Genomic DNA, 18960 nt, shown 5'->3' with positions numbered 1-18960 from the left:
GTAGCCGATCTCCAGTGCCGTCTTCACCGCGCCGGCGGTCTCCTCCGGCGGGACCTGGTAGACCCCGAAGCCCAACTGCGGGATCTGATTGCCGTCGTTGAGGGTGATCAGTGGGACGGTGTTCGGGCCGATCGTGCTCATGGTGCTCCTTCGTCGTGGCCTGAGTCTTCTAGTGCGCGGTGCTCTCGTCCAGTGCGGCCAGCAGTCGCCGGGCCGCAGCCACCCGCCGGGCCTGCGCCCCGGTCAGGCCGTCCAGCGCGCACTCCGGGTCGGCCGGCGGTCCGCGGTGGCCGCAACCGCGTGAGCAGTCGGCCACCACGTCGGCCAGGTCCGAGAATGCCAGCATCACATCGTCGTGCTCGATGTGGGCCAGCCCGAACGACCGGATGCCGGGTGTGTCGATCACCCAGCCGCCGCCGGGGAGCGGCAGTGCCACCGACTGGGTGGAGGTATGTCGTCCCTTCCCCACACCGGACACCGCCCCGATGGCCCGCTGGGCCTGCGGCACAAGCCGATTCACCAGCGTCGACTTCCCGACACCGGAGTGGCCCAGCAGCACGGTGATGTGTCCGGTCAGCAGCGTCTGCACCTCTTCAAGCGGTTGGTCGCGACCGGCGGCGACCACGGTGAGGTCCAGGTCGGCGAACTGTGCGGCGAACGGTGCCGCCGCGGCGAGATCGGTCTTGGTCAGGCACAGGATCGGCCGCACCCCGCCGGTGTAGGCGGCGATCAGCGCGCGGTCGACCAGGCCGGTGCGCGGCGGCGGGTCGGCCAACGCGACGACCACCATCATCTGGTCGGCGTTGGCCACCACCACCCGTTCGGTCGGGTCGGTGTCATCGGCGGTGCGGCGCAACACCGTTCGCCGGTCGGCGCGCCGGACGATCCGGGCCAGGGTGTCGGGACGGCCGGACAGATCGCCGACCACGTCCACCTCGTCGCCGACCACGATCGGGGTGCGGCCCAGTTCGCGGGCCCGCATCGCCGTCACCGGCCGGTGCGGGTCGCCGTCCAGCACGCACCCCCACCGGCCGCGGTCCACGGCGACCACCATGGCGGCCTCGGCGTCGGCGTGCTCGGGTCGGGTCTTGGTGCGTGGACGCGATCCGCGGCCGGCCCGGACATGGACGTCGGACTCGTCGTAGTCCCGCCTGCCGCTCAAGTCCGGGCGTTCCCAGTCTGTTGGGCACCGGCCAGCATCGCCGCCCACAACCCCGGAAAGTCCGGCAGCGTCTTGGCGGTGGTGTCGATGTCCTGGACCGCCACACCGGGCACCCGCAGGCCGATGATCGCGCCCGCCGTGGCCATCCGGTGGTCGGCGTAGGACTGCCACACCCCGGCGTGCAGCGGTGCCGCGGTGATCACCAGCCCGTCGGGGGTCTGCGCGCAGTCGCCGCCGAGCCGGTTGATCTCGGTGCTCAGCGCGGCCAACCGGTCGGTCTCGTGGCCGCGCAGGTGCGCGATGCCGGTCAGCCGGGACACCGACCCGGTCTCGGCCAGGGCTGCGATCGCGGCCACCGAGGGGGTCAGTTCACCGACGTCGTGCAGGTCGATGTCGAAGCCCCGGTAACCCGCCGGTCCGGTGATCTCCAGGTGTGAATCCGACTGTCGCACAACCGAACCGGTCATTCTCAGGATCGCCAGGATGTGCTCGGCGGGCTGTACGCTGACCTGCGGCCAGCCGGTGATGCGCACCGACCCGCCGGTGACGATCGCCGCGGCCAGGAACGGCAGCGCGTTGGACAGGTCGGGTTCGACGTCCCAGTGCCGGGCCGCGACCGCACCGGGGCGCACCGCCCAGCGGTTCGGGGTCCCGTCGTCGACGTCCACCCCGGCCTGGCGCAGCATCGCCACCGTCATCTCGATATGCGGGGCTGAGGGCACCGAGGCGCCGGTGTGCAGCACCTCCAGCCCGTGACCGAAGGCCGCCCCGCACAGCAGCAGTCCGGAGACGAACTGAGAGGACGCCGAGGCGTCGATGCGCACCGGGCCGCCGGCCACCGCGCCACGGCCGTGCACGGCGAACGGCAGACCCGTCCCGTCGACGTCCACCCCGAGGGACCGCAAGCCGTCCAGCAGCGGAGCGATCGGCCGGGCCCGCGCCTGCTCGTCGCCGTCGAAGCGCACCGTCGCGGTGCTCAGCGCCGCCAGCGGGGGCACGAACCGCAGCACCGTCCCGGCCAGCCCGCAGTCGATAGTGGCCGCCGGACCGGGATCCAGCTCCCCGTCGACGACCAGGTCGGTGCCCTCCCCGTCGACCCCCAGCCCCAGGGTCTGCAACGCCCCGATCATCAAGTCGGTGTCCCGGCTGCGCAGCGCCCCGCCGATGGTGGATCGGCCCTGCCCCCCGGCTGCGGCCAGCCCGGCCAGCACCAACGTGCGGTTGGTCTGGGACTTCGACCCGGGGACTGTCACCCACGCGTCCACCGGAGCGGGGGCGTGCGGCGCCGGCCAGGGGTTCACGGGAGTACATCCTGCCTTGCCGGGGCACCATGGAGACATGTGTGGGCGTTTCGCGGTGACCTCCGACCCGGCGACGTTGGCCGCCGAGATCGACGCGGTCAATGAGACCGGGCAGGATTTCGCCGGCCCGAACTACAACGTCGCCCCCACGACCAGCATCGCCGCGGTGGTGGCCCGGCACAGCGATGCCGGCGACGAGCCCACCCGGCGGCTGCGACTGATGCGGTGGGGCCTGCTGCCGAGTTGGGTCAAGGCCGACGCCGACGGCCGTCCGCTCGCCAGGGCCCAGCTGATCAACGCCCGCGCCGAGACGCTCACCTCCGCACCGGCCTTCCGGACCGCCGCCGAACACAAGCGCTGCCTGATTCCGATGGACGGCTACTACGAGTGGATGCCCACCCCCGAGCCGGCCGGCGGCAAGGCCCGCAAGACGCCGTTCTACATCCACCGGGCGGACGGCCGTCCGTTGCTGGTGGCCGGCCTGTGGTCGGTGTGGCGGCCGGCGGCGACTTCCGAACCCCTGTTGAGTTGCACCGTGGTCACCACCGCTGCCTCTGGTGAACTCGCCCGGGTGCACGACCGGATGCCACTGCTGCTGGCCGAGGCGGACTGGGACCGCTGGCTGGATCCGGACCGGCCGGCGCCGAGTGACCTGTTGGTCGGGGTCCCCGACACCGCCACGATGGCGATGCGGGAGGTGTCGATCTTGGTCAACAACGTCCGGAACAACGGCCCGGAGCTCATCGAACCGGCCGAGCCGGACAACCAACCGGTCGGTCTGTTCTAGACCGCTTACTGGCGATAGCATCGGGACAGACCCCGAGGAGTAGCCATGACCACAGTTCAGCCAGCGACCGGCACCATCACGGTGCACAATCCCGCCGACGGCACGGTGGCGGGCACGGTGCCCCATGACGGCCCCGAGGTCGTGGCGGCCAAGGCCCGGGAACTGCGGCTGTTCCAGCAGGACTGGGAGGCCATGGGCGGGCGCGGCCGCAAGAAGTGGATGCTCAAGTGGCAGGACTGGATCCTCGACAACGCCGACCACCTCACCGAGGTGCTGATGTCGGAGACCGGCAAGAGCCGCATCGACGCCGCCCTGGAGCCGGTCGGGGTGGCCGACGCCATCAAGTACTGGGCCACCAACGCCGAGGAATTCCTCGCCGACAAGCACCCCAAGGCGCACACCCCGCTGTTCAAGGTCAAGAAGCTCACCACCCTCTATCGGCCTTACCCGGTGGTCGGCATCATCGAGCCGTGGAACTTCCCGCTGGCGATGCTCGGCCTGGACGTGGTCCCGGCGCTGGCCGCCGGTGCGGCGGTGCTGCTGAAACCCTCTGAGGTGACACCACTGTCGGCCGTCGAGTTCGTCCGCGGCTGGAACGAAGTCGGCGCCCCGCCGGTGCTCGGGCTGACCACCGGCTACGGCGACACCGGCGCGGCGGTGATCGCCAACTCCGACTACGTCCACTTCACCGGGTCGACGGCCACCGGCAAGAAGGTGGCGGTGGCCTGCGCCGAGCGGCTGACTCCGTTCAGCCTCGAACTCGGCGGTAAGGACCCGGCCATCGTGCTGGCCGACGCCGACGTCGACCGGGCCGCCAACGGCATCGCCTGGGGCGGCATGTTCAACGCCGGCCAGGTGTGCATCTCGGTGGAGCGGGTCTACGTCGAGGCGCCGATCTACGACGAGTTCGTCGCCAAACTGACCGCCAACGTCAACAAGATCCAGCAGGGCAGCGAATCCGGCAGCGACTTCACCTACGACACCGGCGCGATGGCCACCGCCGCACAGCGCGACATCGTCGACCGGCACGTCAAGGAGGCCGTCGCGGCCGGCGCCAAGGTGCTCACCGGCGGCAAGCCCACCGGGGTGGGCACCTTCTTCCAGCCCACCGTGCTCGCCGACGTCGACGCGTCGATGAGCTGCATCGCCGAGGAGACCTTCGGTCCCACCCTGCCGGTGGTCAAGGTCGCCGACGAGGAGGAGGCCATCCGGCTGGCCAACGACTCCCGCTACGGGCTTTCGGCCACCGTGTGGACCGGTGACACCGACCGCGGCGAGCGGATCGCCCGCCGTCTGGAATGCGGCGCGGTCAACATCAACGACGCGCTGACCAACGTGTTCTGCCCCACCCTGCCGATGGGCGGCTGGAAGGAGTCCGGCATGGGCTACCGCTCCGGCGGGGCCAACGGCCTGATCAAGTTCTGCCGGCAGCAGGCCATCACCGCACCGCGGATCCCGACCCAGAAGTCGGAGATGATGTGGTACTCGGCTCCGCGTAAGCAGGCCAAGTTCGCGCTGGCGGCGATGCGTGCCTTCGCCGGCAGCGGCTGGCGCAAGCTGGGCCGCAAGGGCCTGGGCGGCTGAGCCGGCCGGACCCCGCTAGGGGTTGCGGTAGCCCGGCGGGTTGGCGCTGTCCACCCACAGGTCCACACCGAGTTCGGAGCCCGGCAGGCAGTCATAGACCGACAGGTCGGTGACGCCGCTGTCCAGCAGCACGTCCTCGCACAGCAGGCTCTGCCCGGTGAACTGCGCCGCCGGCCGGCTCAGCACCGCATAGGCGGCGTCGGCGTACACCTCCGGCTTGCGTGAGCGCTTCATCGACTCGTCCCCGCCGAGCAGGTTCTGCACCGCGGCGGTGGCCACCATGGTGCGCGGCCACAGCGTGTTGGAGGCGATGCCGACTGAACGCATCTCCTCGGCGATCCCCAACGCGCACAACGTCATCCCATACTTGGCCATCATGTACGGCGTCGGGGTGAGCCACTTGGGCTCCATCCGGATCGGCGGCGACAGGGTGAGGATGTGCGGGTTGTCCCGTCCCTTCATATGCGGGATGCAGGCCTGGGAGACCGCGTAGGTGCCGCGCACCTGGATGCCGTTCATCAGGTCGAAGCGTTTGAGCGGAACGTCCTCGATGGAGCCGAGGTTGATCGCGCTGGCGTTGTTGACGCAGATGTCGATACCGCCGAACTGCTCGATGGTCTTGGCGACCGCCGAGGCCACCGAGTCACCGTCGCGGATGTCACCGACGATCGGCAGCGCCTGCCCGCCGGCCTCCTCGATCTCCGCCGCGGCGGTGTAGATGGTGCCGGGCAGCTTGGGGTGCGGTTCGGTGGTTTTTGCCACCAGCGCGATGTTGGCGCCGTCGGCGGCTACCCGTTTGGCGATCGCCAAGCCGATGCCGCGGCTGGCGCCGGAGATGAACATGATCTTGCCGGAGAAGGTTCCCATACCGCACAGCCTAGGATCAGTGCCCAATGACAGATATCGACGAGGCCCGGGAAGAGTCCGACGCCGACCTGACTGCGCGCTTCGAGCGCGATGCGATCCCGCTGATGGACCAGCTCTACGGCGGTGCTCTGCGGATGACCCGCAACCCCGCCGACGCCGAGGACCTGGTGCAGGAAACCATGGTCAAGGCCTATTCGGCGTTCCGGTCGTTCCGCGAGGGCACCAACCTCAAGGCCTGGCTGTACCGGATCCTGACCAACACCTACATCAACAGCTACCGCAAGAAGCAGCGCCAGCCCGCCGAGTACCCCACCGACGAGATCACCGACTGGCAATTGGCCGCCAACGCCGAGCACACCTCGACCGGATTGCGCTCCGCAGAGGTCGAGGCTTTGGAAAACCTGCCGGATAGTGAAATCAAAGAGGCTCTCCAAGCGTTACCAGAAGAGTTCCGGCTCGCGGTGTACCTAGCCGACGTCGAGGGCCTGCCCTATAAGGAGATCGCCGAGATCATGGAGACGCCGATCGGGACCGTGATGTCCCGGCTGCACCGCGGCCGCCGTCAGCTGCGCGGGCTGCTGGCCGACGTCGCCAGGGACCGCGGGATGCTGCGCGGTCGTGACGAGGCCGTTGAGGACGAGGAGGTCACGCCGTGACGGTCGAGGATGGCGTTGCGGGCGGTATCGCCGACCCGGATCCCGGTCACACCGACTGTGCGGTGGTCATCCGGGAGGTGTGGGCCCTGCTCGACGGTGAGGTCGACCACGTCGAGCGGGAGCGGTTGCGGCACCACCTCGACCATTGCCCGGCCTGCCTGCGCCACTACGGGGTGGAGGAGCGGATCAAGAGACTGATCGCCGCCAAGTGCAGCGGCGAGAAGGCACCCGCCTACCTGGTGGAGCGGGTGCGGATACAGATCAGCCGGACGACGATCATCCGGCGGGAGTTCTAGGCCCTCCGCGAGCGTGACGCCGGGGTACTCAGGCGTTGGGCCGCCTGCCGTGGTTGGCCTTGCTGTGCTTGCGGTCGCGCTTCTTACGCCCACGCTTCGCCATGAGGATTCCTCCTAGATGAGATCATGTGTCTCCGCGGCAGCGTCGCTCGCGGTTCCGTTGCCCCCAGTGTCTCACGGCGGCTATCCCCGCCAGCCACCCGCCTGTGTGGTTCGATAGGGATATGGCCGAGGACGTGCGCGCTGAGATCGTGGCCAGTGTGCTGGAGGTCGTGGTCAGCAAGGGTGACCAGATCGGCCCCGGGGACACTGTGGTGCTGCTGGAGTCGATGAAGATGGAGATTCCGGTGCTCGCCGAGATCGGTGGCACCATCTCCGAGGTCAATGTCGCCGTCGGCGACGTCATCCAGGCCGGCCACCTGATCGCCGTCATCGACGACTAGCGGTGTCGACCCTCGGTGACCTGCTCGCCGAGCACACGGTGCTGCCCGGCGGCGCGGTGGACCATCTGCACGCGGTGGTCGGGGAGTGGCAACTGCTGGCCGACCTCTCCTTCGGCGACTTCCTGATGTGGGTGCCCCGCGAGGACGGCGCCCTGGTCTGCGTCGCCCAATGCCGGCCCAACACCGCCCCCACTGTGCTGGTCGCCGATGCCGTCGGCACCGTCGTCGCCGAGGACGCCCTGCTGGGGGCGGTCCCGGTGCGCTACCGCGGCGAGGTGGTGGCCTGGCTGACCCTGCAGAGCGCCGACGACGGCCGACGCACCTCATCGCGTCTGGAGAAGGCCTATTTGGACTGTGCGGCAAAGCTTGTGGACATGGTCGCTGAGGGCACCTTCCCCAACACCGGTGACCAGGCCATCTCCCGGTCCAGCCCGCGGGTCGGGGATGGTTTCATCCGCCTGGATGTCGACGGTGCGGTCGGCTATGCCAGCCCGAATGCACTGTCGGCCTACCACCGGATGGGGCTGACCGCCGAGTTGGAGGGCCACAACCTGGTGGCGATCACCCGTCCGCTGATCTCCGATCCGTTCGAGGCCCACGAGCTCGCCGAGCACGTCGGGGCTTCGGTCGCCGGCGGCTCAGGGATGCGCCTGGAGATCGACGCCGGCGGGGCGACCGTCCTGCTGCGCACGCTGCCCCTGGTGGTCGGCGGCGTCTTGGCCGGGGCGGCGGTGCTGGTGCGCGACGTCACCGAGGTCAAACGTCGTGACCGGGCGCTGCTGTCCAAGGACGCCACCATCCGGGAGATCCACCATCGGGTGAAGAACAACCTGCAGACCGTCGCCGCGCTGCTGCGACTTCAGGCCCGCCGCACCACCAGTGACGAGTGCAGCCATGCCCTGCTGGAGTCGGTGCGGCGGGTGGCCGCGATCGCCCAGGTACACGAGGCGCTGTCGATGTCGGTCGACGAGGAGGTCAACCTCGACGAGGTCATCGACCGGATCCTGCCGGTCATGAACGACGTCGCCCGCCTGGACACCCCGATCCGGATCCACCGGGAAGGTGCCCTGGGGGTACTCGACGCCGACCGGGCCACCGCGCTGGTCATGGTGGTCACCGAACTGGTTCAGAACGCCATCCAGCACGGCTTCGCCCAGCCCTGCGATACCGACGAGAAGCCGGGTCTGGTGGTGATCCGGGCGCAACGTTCGGCGCGCTCGCTGGACATCGTCATCCACGACGACGGCCGGGGTCTGCCGGCGGGTTTCAGCCTGGACGACTCCGACCGGCTGGGCCTGCAGATCGTGCGCACGCTGGTGTCGGCTGAACTTGACGGCTCTTTGCAGATGCGCCCGGCGGCCGGGGGCGGCACCGATGTGGTGCTGGGCGTCCCGATCGTCAAGCCGACAAAAAACTGAGGGCCCCGGCGTTCGCCGGGGCCCTCAGTCGCAGATTGTGTTCAGACGCCGGTGCGGGCCCGGGTGCGGGCGTTGCGGCGCTTGAGGGCGCGACGCTCGTCCTCGCTCATGCCGCCCCATACGCCGGCATCCTGGCCAGACTCCAATGCCCAGCTCAGGCACTCAGTGGTGACCGGGCACCGGTTGCACACCAGCTTCGCGTCAGCGATCTGGGCCAAAGCCGGGCCACTGTTCCCGACCGGGAAGAACAGCTCCGGATCCTCGTCCCGACAGACCGCCTTGTGGCGCCAATCCATGTCCGCTACTCCTTAGCTAGTGTGTGCGCACAGCGACATCAGCAGGCAGGGATGTTTCCCGCTCGTCATGACTGTTAACCGGTGCTCACACAAATGTTGTTGCACTGTTACCAAGATGCTTTCACAGCCGCGACGGTTGTCAAGAGAAGTTCACCGGACCGTGGGCAATGTCACTCCAGTCGAGGGTTTAACCCCCAGGTGGTGTGACCTGATGGGAGCATACCCACCGGGAAAATGGGCTAGTGCAGGGGGGTCGGTGCAACGACTGCCAGTGCGTTGGGCACCGCCGTGAACAGCATTTCGCTGCGTAATCCCAGGTAGTCGCCGTCGACCTGACAGGCGATCGGAGCAGCTGCGGTGAGCCGCACCCACGGCAGGTCGTCCTGGCGGATCAGGTGCCGCGCCTTGATGTTGGGTTTTTTGGACCACATCTGGCGGACGACGCGCAGGTTGGCGAGAACGTTCATGCTGGTGACGGCGAATATCCCGAGTCCACCTTCGAACGTGGTGTCCGGGTTGGTGTAGATGGGCCGGCTGTTGGCGTAGGTCCAGGGACTGGCGTTGGAGACGAACGCGAAATACACACCGCCGATCGGCTCCTGATCGGGTAGGTGCACGGTGAGCTTGGGTTCGGCACGGGCCTTGACCAGCATTTCCCGCGTCCCGATGCGGATGTAGCGAGCCGCGGTGACCTTGCGTCCTTTGGCGCGGTGGGCCTCGACGGCGGCGACCACGTCGGCGTCCACCCCCAATCCGGCGGTGAACACCGCCCAGCATTCCCCGCAGTCCATCAGGCCGACATACCGCCACGACCCGCCGCGGCGGTAGCCGTCGATCAGGTCGACGAGTTGATTGGTGGCCTCGATCGGGTCCGGGCTGATACCCAACGCCCGGGCGAAGACGTTGGCCGCACCACCGGGCACCACCGCGACCGCCGGGAGCGTGTCCACCGCGGGGCGCTGGGCTCCGGGCGGGCCGAGCAAGCCGTTGACCACCTCGTTCACCGTGCCGTCGCCGCCGTGGACGATGATCACCTCGACGCCGTCCCGGCTGGCCGCTTGCGCGATCTCCACGGCGTGGCCCGCGCGGTCGGTGGGGGTGACCACCAGATCGACGCGGCTTTCCAGGGCGTGCGCGAGCAGATCGCGGCCGGCTGGCGTGGTGGAGGTGGCGTTGGGGTTCACGATCAGCACGGCGCGCACGCAGTTGAGCCTAATGTGACGGGTATGCGCGAAATCTTGGCAGCCGCGGCGTTACTCACCTGCTCCACCATCATCGCCGCTCCGAAGGCCGCCGCCGACCCGGCGGCCGTCGATCCGTTGGTGATCAGCGTCGAGGACGTCCGCGCCATCGCCGGCAACAACGACCTGACCCCGGGACCGATGCTCGACGCCCCCGGCGGTCAACACCAGTTCGACGCCCAGTACCCGAGTCAGTGCCACGCCGTGTTCAACCAGGACGTCGCCTTCAGCCCGGGTTTCAGCGATTTCCGGTCGGTGACCTACACCGGTCCGGCGGATCGGGCCGTCACCCAGGCTGTCGCGGTGTACCCCGACGAAAAGGCGGCGCGGGCTGCACTGACCACCCTGGGCTCATCGCTGAAAGCCTGCTCGGAGTTGGCGGTGCCCGATTTGACGGTGACGACCCAGGTGCTGGACTCCAAGACGTTCGCGCTGTGTCAGGCGCAGTGCGCCACGCTCTACCGCGCCGCCGGGCCGGTGCTGATCGGTGTCAACGCCGTGCGTTTCGGTGATTCCGACCGGATCGCCACCGCCGTGCTGCAGCAGATCTCCACCCGGGTCAACGACGCATGATCCCGGCGAATGTGCGGCGGGCAGCGGTCCTGGTGGGGTTGGAGGGCCTGGCCGGGCTCGTCGCTGCGGTGGTGTTCGTGGTCCGCGGGTTGCGCGGTGCTGACCAGCACATCGTCAACGGCTTCGGTAACGCGGCGTGGTTCGGCTTGTTGGGTGTCGGCGTGCTGGCCGCGGCGTGGGCGCTGTGGACCGGGCGACGGTGGGGCCGCGGCATCGCGATCTACACCCAGATGCTGCTGCTGCCGATCAGTTGGTATGTCGGTGTCGGCTCACACCAGTGGCTGTACGCCGTCCCGATCGCCGCGCTGACGGTGGCCATCCTGGTGCTGCTGTTCAGCCGCGAGACGGTGAATTGGCTTTCCGGTGATCAGGATTCGGCCAGCGCGGACAGTTCCGGCCCGGACACCCGGTAGCCGACCCACTCGGTCATCGGCCGGCCGCCAACGCCGTCGTAGAGGGCGATCGCGTCGGTGTTCCAGTCCAGCACCGACCATCCGAGCCGGCTGTAGCCGTTGTCCACGCAGACCCGGGCCAGGGTGGCCAGCAGGGCCCGGGCCAGGCCGCGGCGGCGAAATTGCGGCCGCACGTACAGATCTTCCAGATGGATGCCCGGTACTCCGTCCCAGGTGGAGAAGTTGCGGAACCACAGGGCCATCGCCGCGGTGGCGCCGTCGACCTCGGCCAGGTGGCAGGACGCTACTGCTGTCTCGGCGGCGGTGCCGAAAAGTGCTGCGCTGATGTGGCCTTCGGTCACCGTGCACTGTTCGGGGGCGCGTTCGAACTCGGCCAGTTCGTGGATCATCGCGACGATGTCGGCCTCGTCGCCGGGTCGGGCCAGGCGGATGTTCACGACTGGACTCCCAGCGCCGACAGCACGGTTCGGAACTTCGCGGTGGTCTCGGCGACCTCTTCGTCGGGATCGGACTCGGCGACGATTCCGCCGCCGGCCTGCGCCAGTGCGCTGCGCCGGTCGGCCGACAGTTGGGCGCCGCGGATGGCCACCACCCAGCGGCCGTCCCCGGCGGCGTCGCACCAGCCGACCGCACCGGCGTAAAAGCCGCGGTCGCCTTCGAGTTCGGCGATGAGGTCCACCGCCGCGGCGGTCGGTACGCCCCCCACCGCCGGGGTGGGGTGCAGTGCCAGCGCGAGATCCAGTGCGGTGGTGGAGTTGGCGCGCAGCGTCCCGCGGATCGGGGTGCTCAGATGCCACAGCGCCGCGGTGCGGCTCAGTTGCGGTTCGGCGGCCACATCCAGGCTGCTGCACAGCGGTTCCAGTGCGGCACGCATGGTGTCCACCACAAGCTGATGCTCATGGCGGTTCTTCGCCGAATCCGCCAGTGCTGCGGCTTTGGCGGCGTCGGCGGCCGGGTCGGTGGACCGCGGCGCGGTCCCGGCGAACGGTTGGCAGGTCACCTGATCGCCGTTGCGGGCCACCAGCAGTTCCGGGCTGGCGCCGACCAGCATCGCCCCGGCGTAGTCGGGCCCGGCGGGGGACAGGTCGGCCAGGTAGACGCTGGCTTCGGGGTCGGCTGCGATCAGCCGGTGCAGCAGCACCAACGGGTCGATGTCCCCGTCGGCCACCAGTCGCAGCGCGCGCGCTAGAACCACCTTCTGTAAAGCGTTTTGCGGGTCCCGCAGCGGCCCCAACGCGGCCTCGACGCGGCACCGGTGCACGTCGGGGTCGGGCATGGTCTCAGCGATCCGAACCTTGGGAAACCCGGAAACCGTTGCCGCCGGGAGGGTTTGGCTCACCTGCTCGGGGGTGTACAACGCCGCGGGCCGGCGCACGTCGAAGGGCAGCGCACCCACCACCAGATCGGCGGACCCGTCCCGCAGCGCGGCTGACGCCGCGGCGAGGTCGTCGTAGCCCGTTGTGATGCCCTCGGTGACTACAGTCCCGCCCGGGCCGGTCAGCGCGAAGGAGATCACCGGCTGGTCAGGCCCAATCACCGGCTGGCCAAACATCACCGGCTGGTCAAACCCAGCGCCGACAACTGGCGCAACCCGTATTCAAAGCCGCATACCGAGACCGCTGCGGTGCCGAACCCGTACCGGGCGCCTTCGCGCAGCGGTTGTTCCACCCAGCGGGTGATCACCGACCGGGAGAAGTGGCCGTGGCTGACGAACACCACGTCGCGCTCGCTCATATGGTCCAGGGCGTAGGCCACCGCCTGATCGGCGCGCATGCTGACCTGATCGACGCTCTCCCCGCCCGGGCAGCCGTAGGTCCACAGCAGCCAGCCCGGTGTCTGGGTGCGGATCTCGTGGGTGGTCAGGCCCTCGTAATCGCCGTAATCCCACTCGACGAGCAGCGGGGAGATCTCGCCGACGCTCAGCCCGGCCAGTTCGGCGGTGACCACGGCGCGCCTGCGCGGGCTGCTGATCACCAGCGGGTTGTCCAAGTCCAGCCGCGCCAGTGTCGCCGCGGCCAGTCTGGCCTGCTCACGGCCGTGTTCGGTGAGGTCGAGGTCGGTGCGGCTGGTGTGTTTTCGGTCCCGTGACCATTCCGTCTCGCCGTGGCGGAGCAGGACCAGTCGATGATTGCCGACACTCACGCCCACTGATTCTGCCCGACCTGACAGGATGGTCGGTGTGAGAGTGCTGGCAGTAGCCAACCAGAAGGGCGGGGTGGCGAAGACGACCACGGTCGCCTCGCTGGGCGCGGCGTTCGTCAGTGACGGCAAACGGGTGCTGCTGGTGGACCTCGATCCGCAGGGATGTCTGACGTTCTCGCTGGGTACCGATCCGGACAAGCTGGCGGTGTCGGTGCATGAGGTGCTGCTCGGTGACGTCGAGCCCAGCGCCGCGCTGGTCACCACGCCGGAGGGGATGCAGCTGCTGCCGGCCAATATCGACCTGGCCGGGGCCGAGGCCATGCTGCTGATGCGGGCCGGCCGCGAATATGCGCTCAAGCGGGCGCTGGACAAACTGGACGCCTCCGCTGATCACCGCTTCGACGTGGTGATCATCGACTGCCCGCCGTCGTTGGGCGTGCTCACCCTGAACGGCCTGACCGCCGCCGACGAGGTGATCGTGCCGTTGCAGTGCGAGACGCTCGCGCACCGCGGGGTGGGCCAGTTCCTGCGCACCGTCGCCGATGTCCAGCAGATCACCAACCCCAACCTCAAACTGCTCGGCGCCCTGCCGACCCTGTTCGACTCGCGCACCACCCACAGCCGCGATGTGCTGTTCGACGTCGCCGACCGCTACGACCTGCCGGTGCTGGCCCCGCCGATCCCGCGGACGGTGCGCTTTGCCGAGGCCAGCGCTTCGGGGTCCTCGGCGCTGTCCGGCAAGAAGAACAAGGGCGCGATCGCCTACAAGGAACTGGCCAAGAGCCTGCTCAAATACTGGAAGTCGGGCAAGGAACTGCCCACGTTCACCCCCGACGTCTAGCCCGGGCCCGCTTGAGCAGCATTCCGTACAGCGCGGCGTTGACCACCAGGAGCACCCCGGCGATCGCCCACTGAGCTTCGCGGGTCAGCCCGGCGGGGTAGATGATCGGGCCGAGGTAGTGGTCGATGAAGCCGCCGCTGTAGCCGGCCTGCCCGGCGGCGCGGCGCAGCGAATTCTCCAGCGGCGTCAGCGGGCACACCCCGCCGGAAGCCTCGATCCACACCGCCCACGCCAGTGCCGGCAGGTGCAGCACCGCCAGCGTCGGCCACCGCCACACCGCCAGCGCCCCCAGCGCCGCCCACACGATGAACAGCCCGTGGGCCAGCAGCACCCCGTCGGCGAGAACAGCCATCACGTCCGGTTCGGCACCACCATGACGGGCCGGTGGCTGTGATGCAGCGTGCTCATCGCCACGCTGCCCAAAATGATCTCCCGGGCGGCCGACCGCCCGCGGGATCCCACGACGAGGGCCGCGGCGCCGTGGTCGGCGGCGGCCGCCGCCATCGATGCGGCGACCCCGCGATTTCGCCGCCCGCCGGTGGGGCCGACGTAGGTGTGAGCGGCGCCGCTGTGCGCCGGTGGTGCCGGGATGTCGGCGCCATCATCGACCGAGACCGCGACGAGATCCCGCCCCCCGAAGATCCGGCCGGCCGCGGCCAGCGCGGCGTGAGCGCCGGGGGATCCGTCCCAGCCCACCAGCACCGGACCCGCGGCGAGGCTTTCGAACTCCGCCGACAGCAGGGGATGCGGCATCACCAGGACGGGCCGGGACGAGTAGTGGACCACCGTGTCCGACACGCTGCCCAGGATGGCGTCGGTGCCACCGAGGCCGCGAGAACCCAGGACGACCACCTCGGCGCCGACCTTGTCGGCGGCCTGCACCAGCGCGGTTCCCTCCGATCCGTAGGTCTGCTCGAGCAGCGGTTCGGCTTCCCATCCGAGCGCCCGGGCCAGGTTCACGCCCATCGCCATGATCCGCTGCGCTTCGAACTGGCCCTCCCGGTCCACCGCCTCGATCAGGTCGTTGACGTTGCCGATCTGCTCGCGCAACCGGCGGCGGACCCGTTCCCCGGCGAACGGCGGCACCCACAGGTAGGTGATCCAGCCGTGGACGTCGGGCAGCAGCTGCGCTGCAGCTTCAATGGCGGCGGCCGCGGCCATCGAACCGTCAAACCCCACAAGTGCGCGCGTTCCCATGACTGACCCCTTGCCTCGCGCGGTGTTGCAAAACCACCGTCCTTCAAACCACCGTACGGGGCGGTCTAGGGTCCGAGGCCGGCCAGCGTGGAGCCGCGCTGCTCGATCACCATCGGCCCGCTGATCGCCAGCATCACCGGCCCGGTGCCCTCCGGGTGTTTGACGGGGATGATCCGCTCGAAGGCCCCGTCGCTGGGGTTGAACACCGCCAGGCCCTCGGCGACCGGCACCAGCAGCCGCCCGGCCATCATGGTGGCCGGGCCCAGCGGCGCCAACCGGCCAGCCGAGTCCAGGGTGTACCGGTAGCCCATCTTGGTGTCGAAGACCATCACCGCGCTGCCGGTCCACCAGGTGATCTTGTCGCCGGCCCGGGTCACCGCGGGCAGCGTGGAGGTCAGGTTGGGCGGTGTCGGTAGCAGGGTGCTGGACACCTTGGAGCCGGTGTCGTCGTACACCGCGACCTCCGGGCGGGGGGTGGGTACGAACACCGCGGTGGTGGTGCCGGCCACGATCAGCACCCGCGCCTCGGCGTCGATGGCCACCCCGGCCAGTGGCACCTTCTTCAGATCGGGTTCGTCTTCTTCCTTGGCCGGTTTGAGCAGTGTCAGCCGCAGATCCTTCTCGTCGCGGCAGGCCTCCAGCACGCTGACCGCGCTCTCGCTGGCCGCCGCCGACATCAGCGCACATCCCTCACCGAGCTTGGTGTTCACCGGTTTGACCGGGGCGTCGATCTCGCCGTAGGACAGCATCCGCACCAGATCCGAGCGCAGGAGTTCCAGCCGGGTCACGCCGGCCGAGAGCACCGCGTTGCCGTCGGAGCTGAGCACCACCACATCGTCGGCGTAGCTGGTGCGGGTCGGGCCGCGCTGGCCGGTGGCGGCCTTGATGCCGCTGACCTGACCGCAGCCCCGCGTGTCGGGGTAGACGGCGACGGCCAATTCGTAGACGTGGGAGACCCCGCACAACTCGGTGTCGCGAGCGTAGCTCCAGCGCTGCTCGCCGGTCTGCGGGTCCAGGCCGGCCATGGTGCGGCCGTCGCCGGTGACGACGGTTCCGCCCACCAGGATGGGGGACAGGGTCCGGCCGCTGGCCGCGGTCCAGCGCTGCTGCAGCGTCGGCGGGACTTCCGCGGCCGCGGTGGTGCTCGGTGCCGGCCCGGCCGCCGGCCGACTGATGGTGGCCCGCTCGGAACTGCGCCACCAGAACCCCGCGATCACCAGAAGCACCACGGCGGCGATCGCCGCCGCGGCGATGAGGTCACCGGTGGTGCGGCGCTCCGGTCGGATCACGGGTCAGCTGGGGGAGCCGGCTCCGGCCTCGGCGGCCTTGCGCGGGCCGCGACGACGCCTGCGGCGCCGGGCGCCCGTGGTTGCCTCGCCGGTGGCCTGCTCTGCGGAATCTGTTGCCGGAGAATCGTTTCCGGCGTGCCCGTTGGCGCCCTGGCCGCCGCGGGTGCGGCGGCGGGACCGGGTGCGGGTGGACCGGTCGGTCGTGGAGTCCGTCGAGCTGACCCGGCTGGAGCCGCGGTCGTCCCGGGACTCGGTGCGCTTGCGTGGGGTGCCGGCTGCGCCGCCCACCGCCCCGCCCGCCTCGGCTGGGATGCCGAGCTCTTCGTAGAAGTGCGGCGAGGTGGAGTAGGTCTCGGCCGGGTCCGGGCAGTCCAGGTTGAGCGCCTTGTTGATCATCGACCAGCGCTCGAGTTCGTCCCAGTCGACCAGGGTGATCGCGATACCGGTCTTACCGGCCCGGCCGGTGCGCCCGATGCGGTGCACATAGGCCTGCTCGTCCTCGGGGATCTGGTAGTTGACGACGTGGGTGATGTCGTCGATGTCGATACCGCGGGCGGCGACGTCGGTGGCCACCAGCACGTCGACCGCACCCTCGCGGAACGCTTTGAGGGCCTTCTCCCGGGCGATCTGGCCCAGATCGCCGTGCACCGCGCCGACCTTGAAGCCGCGTTCGGCCAACTCGTCGCACACCTTCTGGGCGGTTCGCTTGGTGCGGGTGAAGATCATCGTCGCGCCGCGGCCCTGCGCCTGCAGGATGCGCGCCACCATCTCGATCTTGTCCAAAGCGTGGGCCCGGTAGGCGAACTGCTCGGTGGTGTCATGGGTGGCCGAGGACTGCGGGGATTCCGCCCGGATGTGGGTCGGCTGGTTCATGAAGGTGCGGGCCAGCGTGATGATCGGGTCCGGCATGGTGGCCGAGAACAGCATCGACTGGCGGGTGTCCGGGGTCTGGCGCAGAATCCGCTCGATGTCGGGCAGGAAGCCCAGATCCAACATCTCGTCGGCCTCGTCGAGCACCAGCACCGACAACCCGCCGAGTTGCAGGTGGCCCTGCTGGGCGAGGTCCAGCAGCCGGCCCGGGGTGCCGACCACCACGTCGGCGCCCCGCTGCAGGGATTCGATCTGGGGTTCGTAGGGGCGGCCGCCGTAAATGGATACCACCGACAGCGGGCGGTCTTGCGCCTCAAGGTGTTTCGACGCCCCGGTCAGGTCGTCGAAGACCTGCAGGCACAGCTCGCGGGTGGGCACCACGATCAGCGCCCGGGGGGTGCCGTTGAGTTCCGGCTCACCCGGGGCGGTGATGCGGTGCAGCAGTGGGACGCCGAAGGCGAAGGTTTTGCCCATGCCTGTGCGGGCCTGGCCGATCAGGTCGTCGCCGGCCAGCGCCAGGGGCAGGGTGAGTTCCTGGATGGCGAAGGCGTTCTCGATGCCCTGCTCAGCGAGCGCGCGGACGATCTCGTCGCGGACGCCCAGTTGGGCGAAGCTGACCGGGGTGTGGGTATGCAGATGCGTCATGCGTTGTCTTCCGTTGTCGTTCCTCGTACTTGCTTCCACGCGCGCACGAGTCGTGATTTCGGAATGCGGGCCTCGCGCCGAGGAGGCGGGCCCACTGCGTGCACGCACATTACCGGTGCCCATGATACCCGCTTGGCCCTATTCGGGACCTATCTCGCGTCTAGAGTGGTTGCATGGACGCGGTCCGGGTGACGACGGAGGGGGCCACCCGGCCGACGTCGGCCGCAACGGTTTCGGCCGATCACCCCGGCATCAACGAACTGTTCGCGCTGCTGGCCTACGGCGAGGTGGCGGCGTTCTACCGGCTCACCGACGAGGCCAGGATGGCCCCGGACCTGCGCGGCCGGATCAACATGGCACGGATGGCCGCTGCGGAGATGGCGCACTACGAACTGCTGCGCACCACCCTGGCGGGCCGCGGGGTCGACGTGCTGGCGGCGATGACCCGTTACGCGCCGGCATTGGAGCAGTACCACCGGCTCACCACGCCCAGCACCTGGCTGGAGGCGCTGGTCAAGACCTACGTCGGTGACGCCATGGCCGCTGACCTATACCTGGCCATCGCCGGGTCGCTGCCGCCTGAGGTGGCCGACGTGGTCCGTTCGGTGTTGGCCGAGACGGTGCACTCGCAGTTCGTGGTGGCCGAGGTGGTGACGACGGTCAAGTCCAGTGGCCGGCAGCGAAGCCGGTTGGCGCTGTGGGCCCGGCGGCTGCTCGGCGAGGCCATCACCCAGGCGCAGTACGTCCTCGCCGAACGCGACGAACTGGTGGAACTGGTGTTGGCCGGCGGCGGGCTGGGCCAGGTGACCGACCTGTTCGAGCGGCTGCAGCGCACGCACAGCGAGCGGATGCAGCACCTGGGTCTGGCCTGATCTTCCGGGCACCGTCCGCCCGGTCCGTCCGTCCGCCCGGTCCGTCCGCCCGGTCCGTCCCCCGGAA

General features: G+C 69.5%; 23 protein-coding genes. 10 read left to right on the top strand and 13 right to left on the bottom strand.

The window, feature by feature from the left end; translation table 11 throughout:
* Positions 1-169: 169 nt before the first annotated feature.
* Together rsgA and aroA are read right to left on the bottom strand one after the other, a co-directional pair.
* Positions 170-1162 (bottom strand): ribosome small subunit-dependent GTPase A, encoded by a 993-nt coding sequence (gene rsgA, locus ADBZ5N_RS10075; protein WP_526257350.1) that lies wholly within the window; start codon positions 1160-1162, stop codon positions 170-172.
* Positions 1159-2463 (bottom strand): 3-phosphoshikimate 1-carboxyvinyltransferase, encoded by a 1305-nt coding sequence (aroA, locus tag ADBZ5N_RS10070; protein WP_526257349.1) that lies wholly within the window; start codon positions 2461-2463, stop codon positions 1159-1161. The genes rsgA and aroA overlap by 4 nt, the downstream gene beginning before the upstream one ends.
* Positions 2464-2500: 37 nt before the next feature.
* On the opposite strand from aroA, the gene ADBZ5N_RS10065 reads away from it, so the two are divergent.
* Positions 2501-3250 (top strand): SOS response-associated peptidase, encoded by a 750-nt coding sequence (locus ADBZ5N_RS10065; RefSeq protein ID WP_526257348.1) that lies wholly within the window; start codon positions 2501-2503, stop codon positions 3248-3250.
* Positions 3251-3295: 45 nt separating this feature from the next.
* Positions 3296-4834, top strand: coding sequence for an aldehyde dehydrogenase family protein (locus ADBZ5N_RS10060; RefSeq protein WP_526257347.1), 1539 nt, complete (start codon positions 3296-3298; stop codon positions 4832-4834).
* Positions 4835-4849: 15 nt separating this feature from the next.
* Here the strand turns inward: ADBZ5N_RS10060 and ADBZ5N_RS10055 are convergent, their stop codons facing one another.
* Positions 4850-5701, bottom strand: a complete 852-nt coding sequence (locus tag ADBZ5N_RS10055) for an SDR family oxidoreductase (RefSeq protein ID WP_526257346.1) — start codon at positions 5699-5701, stop codon at positions 4850-4852.
* Positions 5702-5727: 26 nt separating this feature from the next.
* Here ADBZ5N_RS10055 and ADBZ5N_RS10050 point away from each other — a divergent pair, with 26 nt between their 5' ends.
* Together ADBZ5N_RS10050 and rsrA are read left to right on the top strand one after the other, a co-directional pair.
* A complete protein-coding gene (locus ADBZ5N_RS10050) occupies positions 5728-6357 on the top strand; it encodes a sigma-70 family RNA polymerase sigma factor (RefSeq protein ID WP_526257345.1) in 630 nt (209 codons plus the stop codon).
* Positions 6354-6653, top strand: coding sequence for a mycothiol system anti-sigma-R factor (gene rsrA / locus ADBZ5N_RS10045; RefSeq protein WP_526257344.1), 300 nt, complete (start codon positions 6354-6356; stop codon positions 6651-6653). Before ADBZ5N_RS10050 ends, rsrA begins: the two co-directional genes overlap by 4 nt.
* A gap of 28 nt (positions 6654-6681) precedes the next feature.
* Here rsrA and ADBZ5N_RS10040 read toward each other — a convergent pair whose 3' ends face one another.
* On the bottom strand, positions 6682-6756 hold the full coding sequence (locus tag ADBZ5N_RS10040) for a 50S ribosomal protein bL37 (protein ID WP_085976028.1): 75 nt from the start codon (positions 6754-6756) through the stop codon (positions 6682-6684).
* A 121-nt stretch (positions 6757-6877) separates the two neighbouring features.
* Between ADBZ5N_RS10040 and ADBZ5N_RS10035 the strand changes: the two genes are divergently transcribed.
* Both ADBZ5N_RS10035 and pdtaS read left to right on the top strand, forming a co-directional pair.
* Entirely contained in the window at positions 6878-7096 is a 219-nt protein-coding gene (locus ADBZ5N_RS10035; protein ID WP_526257343.1) for a biotin/lipoyl-binding carrier protein, read from the top strand.
* Between the two features lie 2 nt (positions 7097-7098).
* On the top strand, positions 7099-8514 hold the full coding sequence (gene pdtaS, locus ADBZ5N_RS10030; RefSeq protein ID WP_526257342.1) for a two-component system sensor histidine kinase PdtaS: 1416 nt from the start codon (positions 7099-7101) through the stop codon (positions 8512-8514).
* A gap of 41 nt (positions 8515-8555) precedes the next feature.
* Here pdtaS and whiB1 read toward each other — a convergent pair whose 3' ends face one another.
* Together whiB1 and ADBZ5N_RS10020 are read right to left on the bottom strand one after the other, a co-directional pair.
* The gene (gene whiB1, locus ADBZ5N_RS10025; RefSeq protein ID WP_526257341.1) at positions 8556-8810 is read right to left on the bottom strand and encodes a transcriptional regulator WhiB1; all 255 of its coding nucleotides are present in this window, start codon (positions 8808-8810) and stop codon (positions 8556-8558) included.
* 239 nt (positions 8811-9049) lie between these two features.
* Positions 9050-10012, bottom strand: coding sequence for a diacylglycerol/lipid kinase family protein (locus tag ADBZ5N_RS10020; protein WP_526257340.1), 963 nt, complete (start codon positions 10010-10012; stop codon positions 9050-9052).
* Positions 10013-10036: 24 nt separating this feature from the next.
* Here ADBZ5N_RS10020 and ADBZ5N_RS10015 point away from each other — a divergent pair, with 24 nt between their 5' ends.
* Positions 10037-10624, top strand: coding sequence for a sensor domain-containing protein (locus ADBZ5N_RS10015; RefSeq protein WP_526257339.1), 588 nt, complete (start codon positions 10037-10039; stop codon positions 10622-10624).
* Positions 10621-11037 (top strand): hypothetical protein, encoded by a 417-nt coding sequence (locus ADBZ5N_RS10010; RefSeq protein ID WP_526257338.1) that lies wholly within the window; start codon positions 10621-10623, stop codon positions 11035-11037. Before ADBZ5N_RS10015 ends, ADBZ5N_RS10010 begins: the two co-directional genes overlap by 4 nt.
* Here ADBZ5N_RS10010 and ADBZ5N_RS10005 read toward each other — a convergent pair.
* The 3 genes from ADBZ5N_RS10005 to ADBZ5N_RS09995 are packed head-to-tail and all read right to left on the bottom strand — an operon-like array spanning position 10992 to position 13179.
* On the bottom strand, positions 10992-11426 hold the full coding sequence (locus ADBZ5N_RS10005; protein ID WP_526257351.1) for a GNAT family N-acetyltransferase: 435 nt from the start codon (positions 11424-11426) through the stop codon (positions 10992-10994). The two genes, ADBZ5N_RS10010 and ADBZ5N_RS10005, sit on opposite strands and share 46 nt — an antisense overlap.
* Positions 11427-11470: 44 nt before the next feature.
* Positions 11471-12589 carry an isochorismate synthase gene (locus ADBZ5N_RS10000; RefSeq protein ID WP_526257337.1) on the bottom strand — a complete coding sequence of 373 codons (1119 nt, stop codon included), beginning with the start codon at positions 12587-12589 and terminating at the stop codon, positions 11471-11473.
* Positions 12589-13179 carry an acid phosphatase gene (locus tag ADBZ5N_RS09995; protein WP_526257336.1) on the bottom strand — a complete coding sequence of 197 codons (591 nt, stop codon included), beginning with the start codon at positions 13177-13179 and terminating at the stop codon, positions 12589-12591. Before ADBZ5N_RS09995 ends, ADBZ5N_RS10000 begins: the two co-directional genes overlap by 1 nt.
* A 28-nt stretch (positions 13180-13207) precedes the next feature.
* On the opposite strand from ADBZ5N_RS09995, the gene ADBZ5N_RS09990 reads away from it, so the two are divergent.
* Positions 13208-14020, top strand: a complete 813-nt coding sequence (locus ADBZ5N_RS09990) for a ParA family protein (protein WP_526257335.1) — start codon at positions 13208-13210, stop codon at positions 14018-14020.
* Here the strand turns inward: ADBZ5N_RS09990 and ADBZ5N_RS09985 are convergent.
* The 4 genes from ADBZ5N_RS09985 to ADBZ5N_RS09970 all read right to left on the bottom strand — a co-directional run bounded on the left by ADBZ5N_RS09985 (position 14004) and on the right by ADBZ5N_RS09970 (position 18021).
* Positions 14004-14372: a DUF2784 family protein gene (locus ADBZ5N_RS09985; protein ID WP_526257334.1), complete on the bottom strand. Its 369-nt coding sequence runs from the start codon at positions 14370-14372 to the stop codon at positions 14004-14006. The two genes, ADBZ5N_RS09990 and ADBZ5N_RS09985, sit on opposite strands and share 17 nt — an antisense overlap.
* Positions 14372-15217, bottom strand: coding sequence for a universal stress protein (locus ADBZ5N_RS09980; protein WP_526257333.1), 846 nt, complete (start codon positions 15215-15217; stop codon positions 14372-14374). The genes ADBZ5N_RS09985 and ADBZ5N_RS09980 overlap by 1 nt, the downstream gene beginning before the upstream one ends.
* Before the next feature lie 65 nt (positions 15218-15282).
* Positions 15283-16506: an Rv3212 family protein gene (locus ADBZ5N_RS09975; RefSeq protein WP_526257332.1), complete on the bottom strand. Its 1224-nt coding sequence runs from the start codon at positions 16504-16506 to the stop codon at positions 15283-15285.
* 3 nt (positions 16507-16509) lie between these two features.
* Positions 16510-18021 carry a DEAD/DEAH box helicase gene (locus ADBZ5N_RS09970; protein WP_526257331.1) on the bottom strand — a complete coding sequence of 504 codons (1512 nt, stop codon included), beginning with the start codon at positions 18019-18021 and terminating at the stop codon, positions 16510-16512.
* 173 nt (positions 18022-18194) lie between these two features.
* On the opposite strand from ADBZ5N_RS09970, the gene ADBZ5N_RS09965 reads away from it, so the two are divergent.
* Positions 18195-18893, top strand: coding sequence for a ferritin-like fold-containing protein (locus ADBZ5N_RS09965; RefSeq protein ID WP_526257330.1), 699 nt, complete (start codon positions 18195-18197; stop codon positions 18891-18893).
* Positions 18894-18960 lie beyond the last annotated feature (67 nt).

The organism is Mycobacterium sp., assembly GCF_044370595.1.
Lineage (GTDB): Bacteria > Actinomycetota > Actinomycetes > Mycobacteriales > Mycobacteriaceae > Mycobacterium.
Note: the sequence above shows the minus strand (reverse complement) of the source record. Positions and strands in the feature narration are given on the sequence as shown.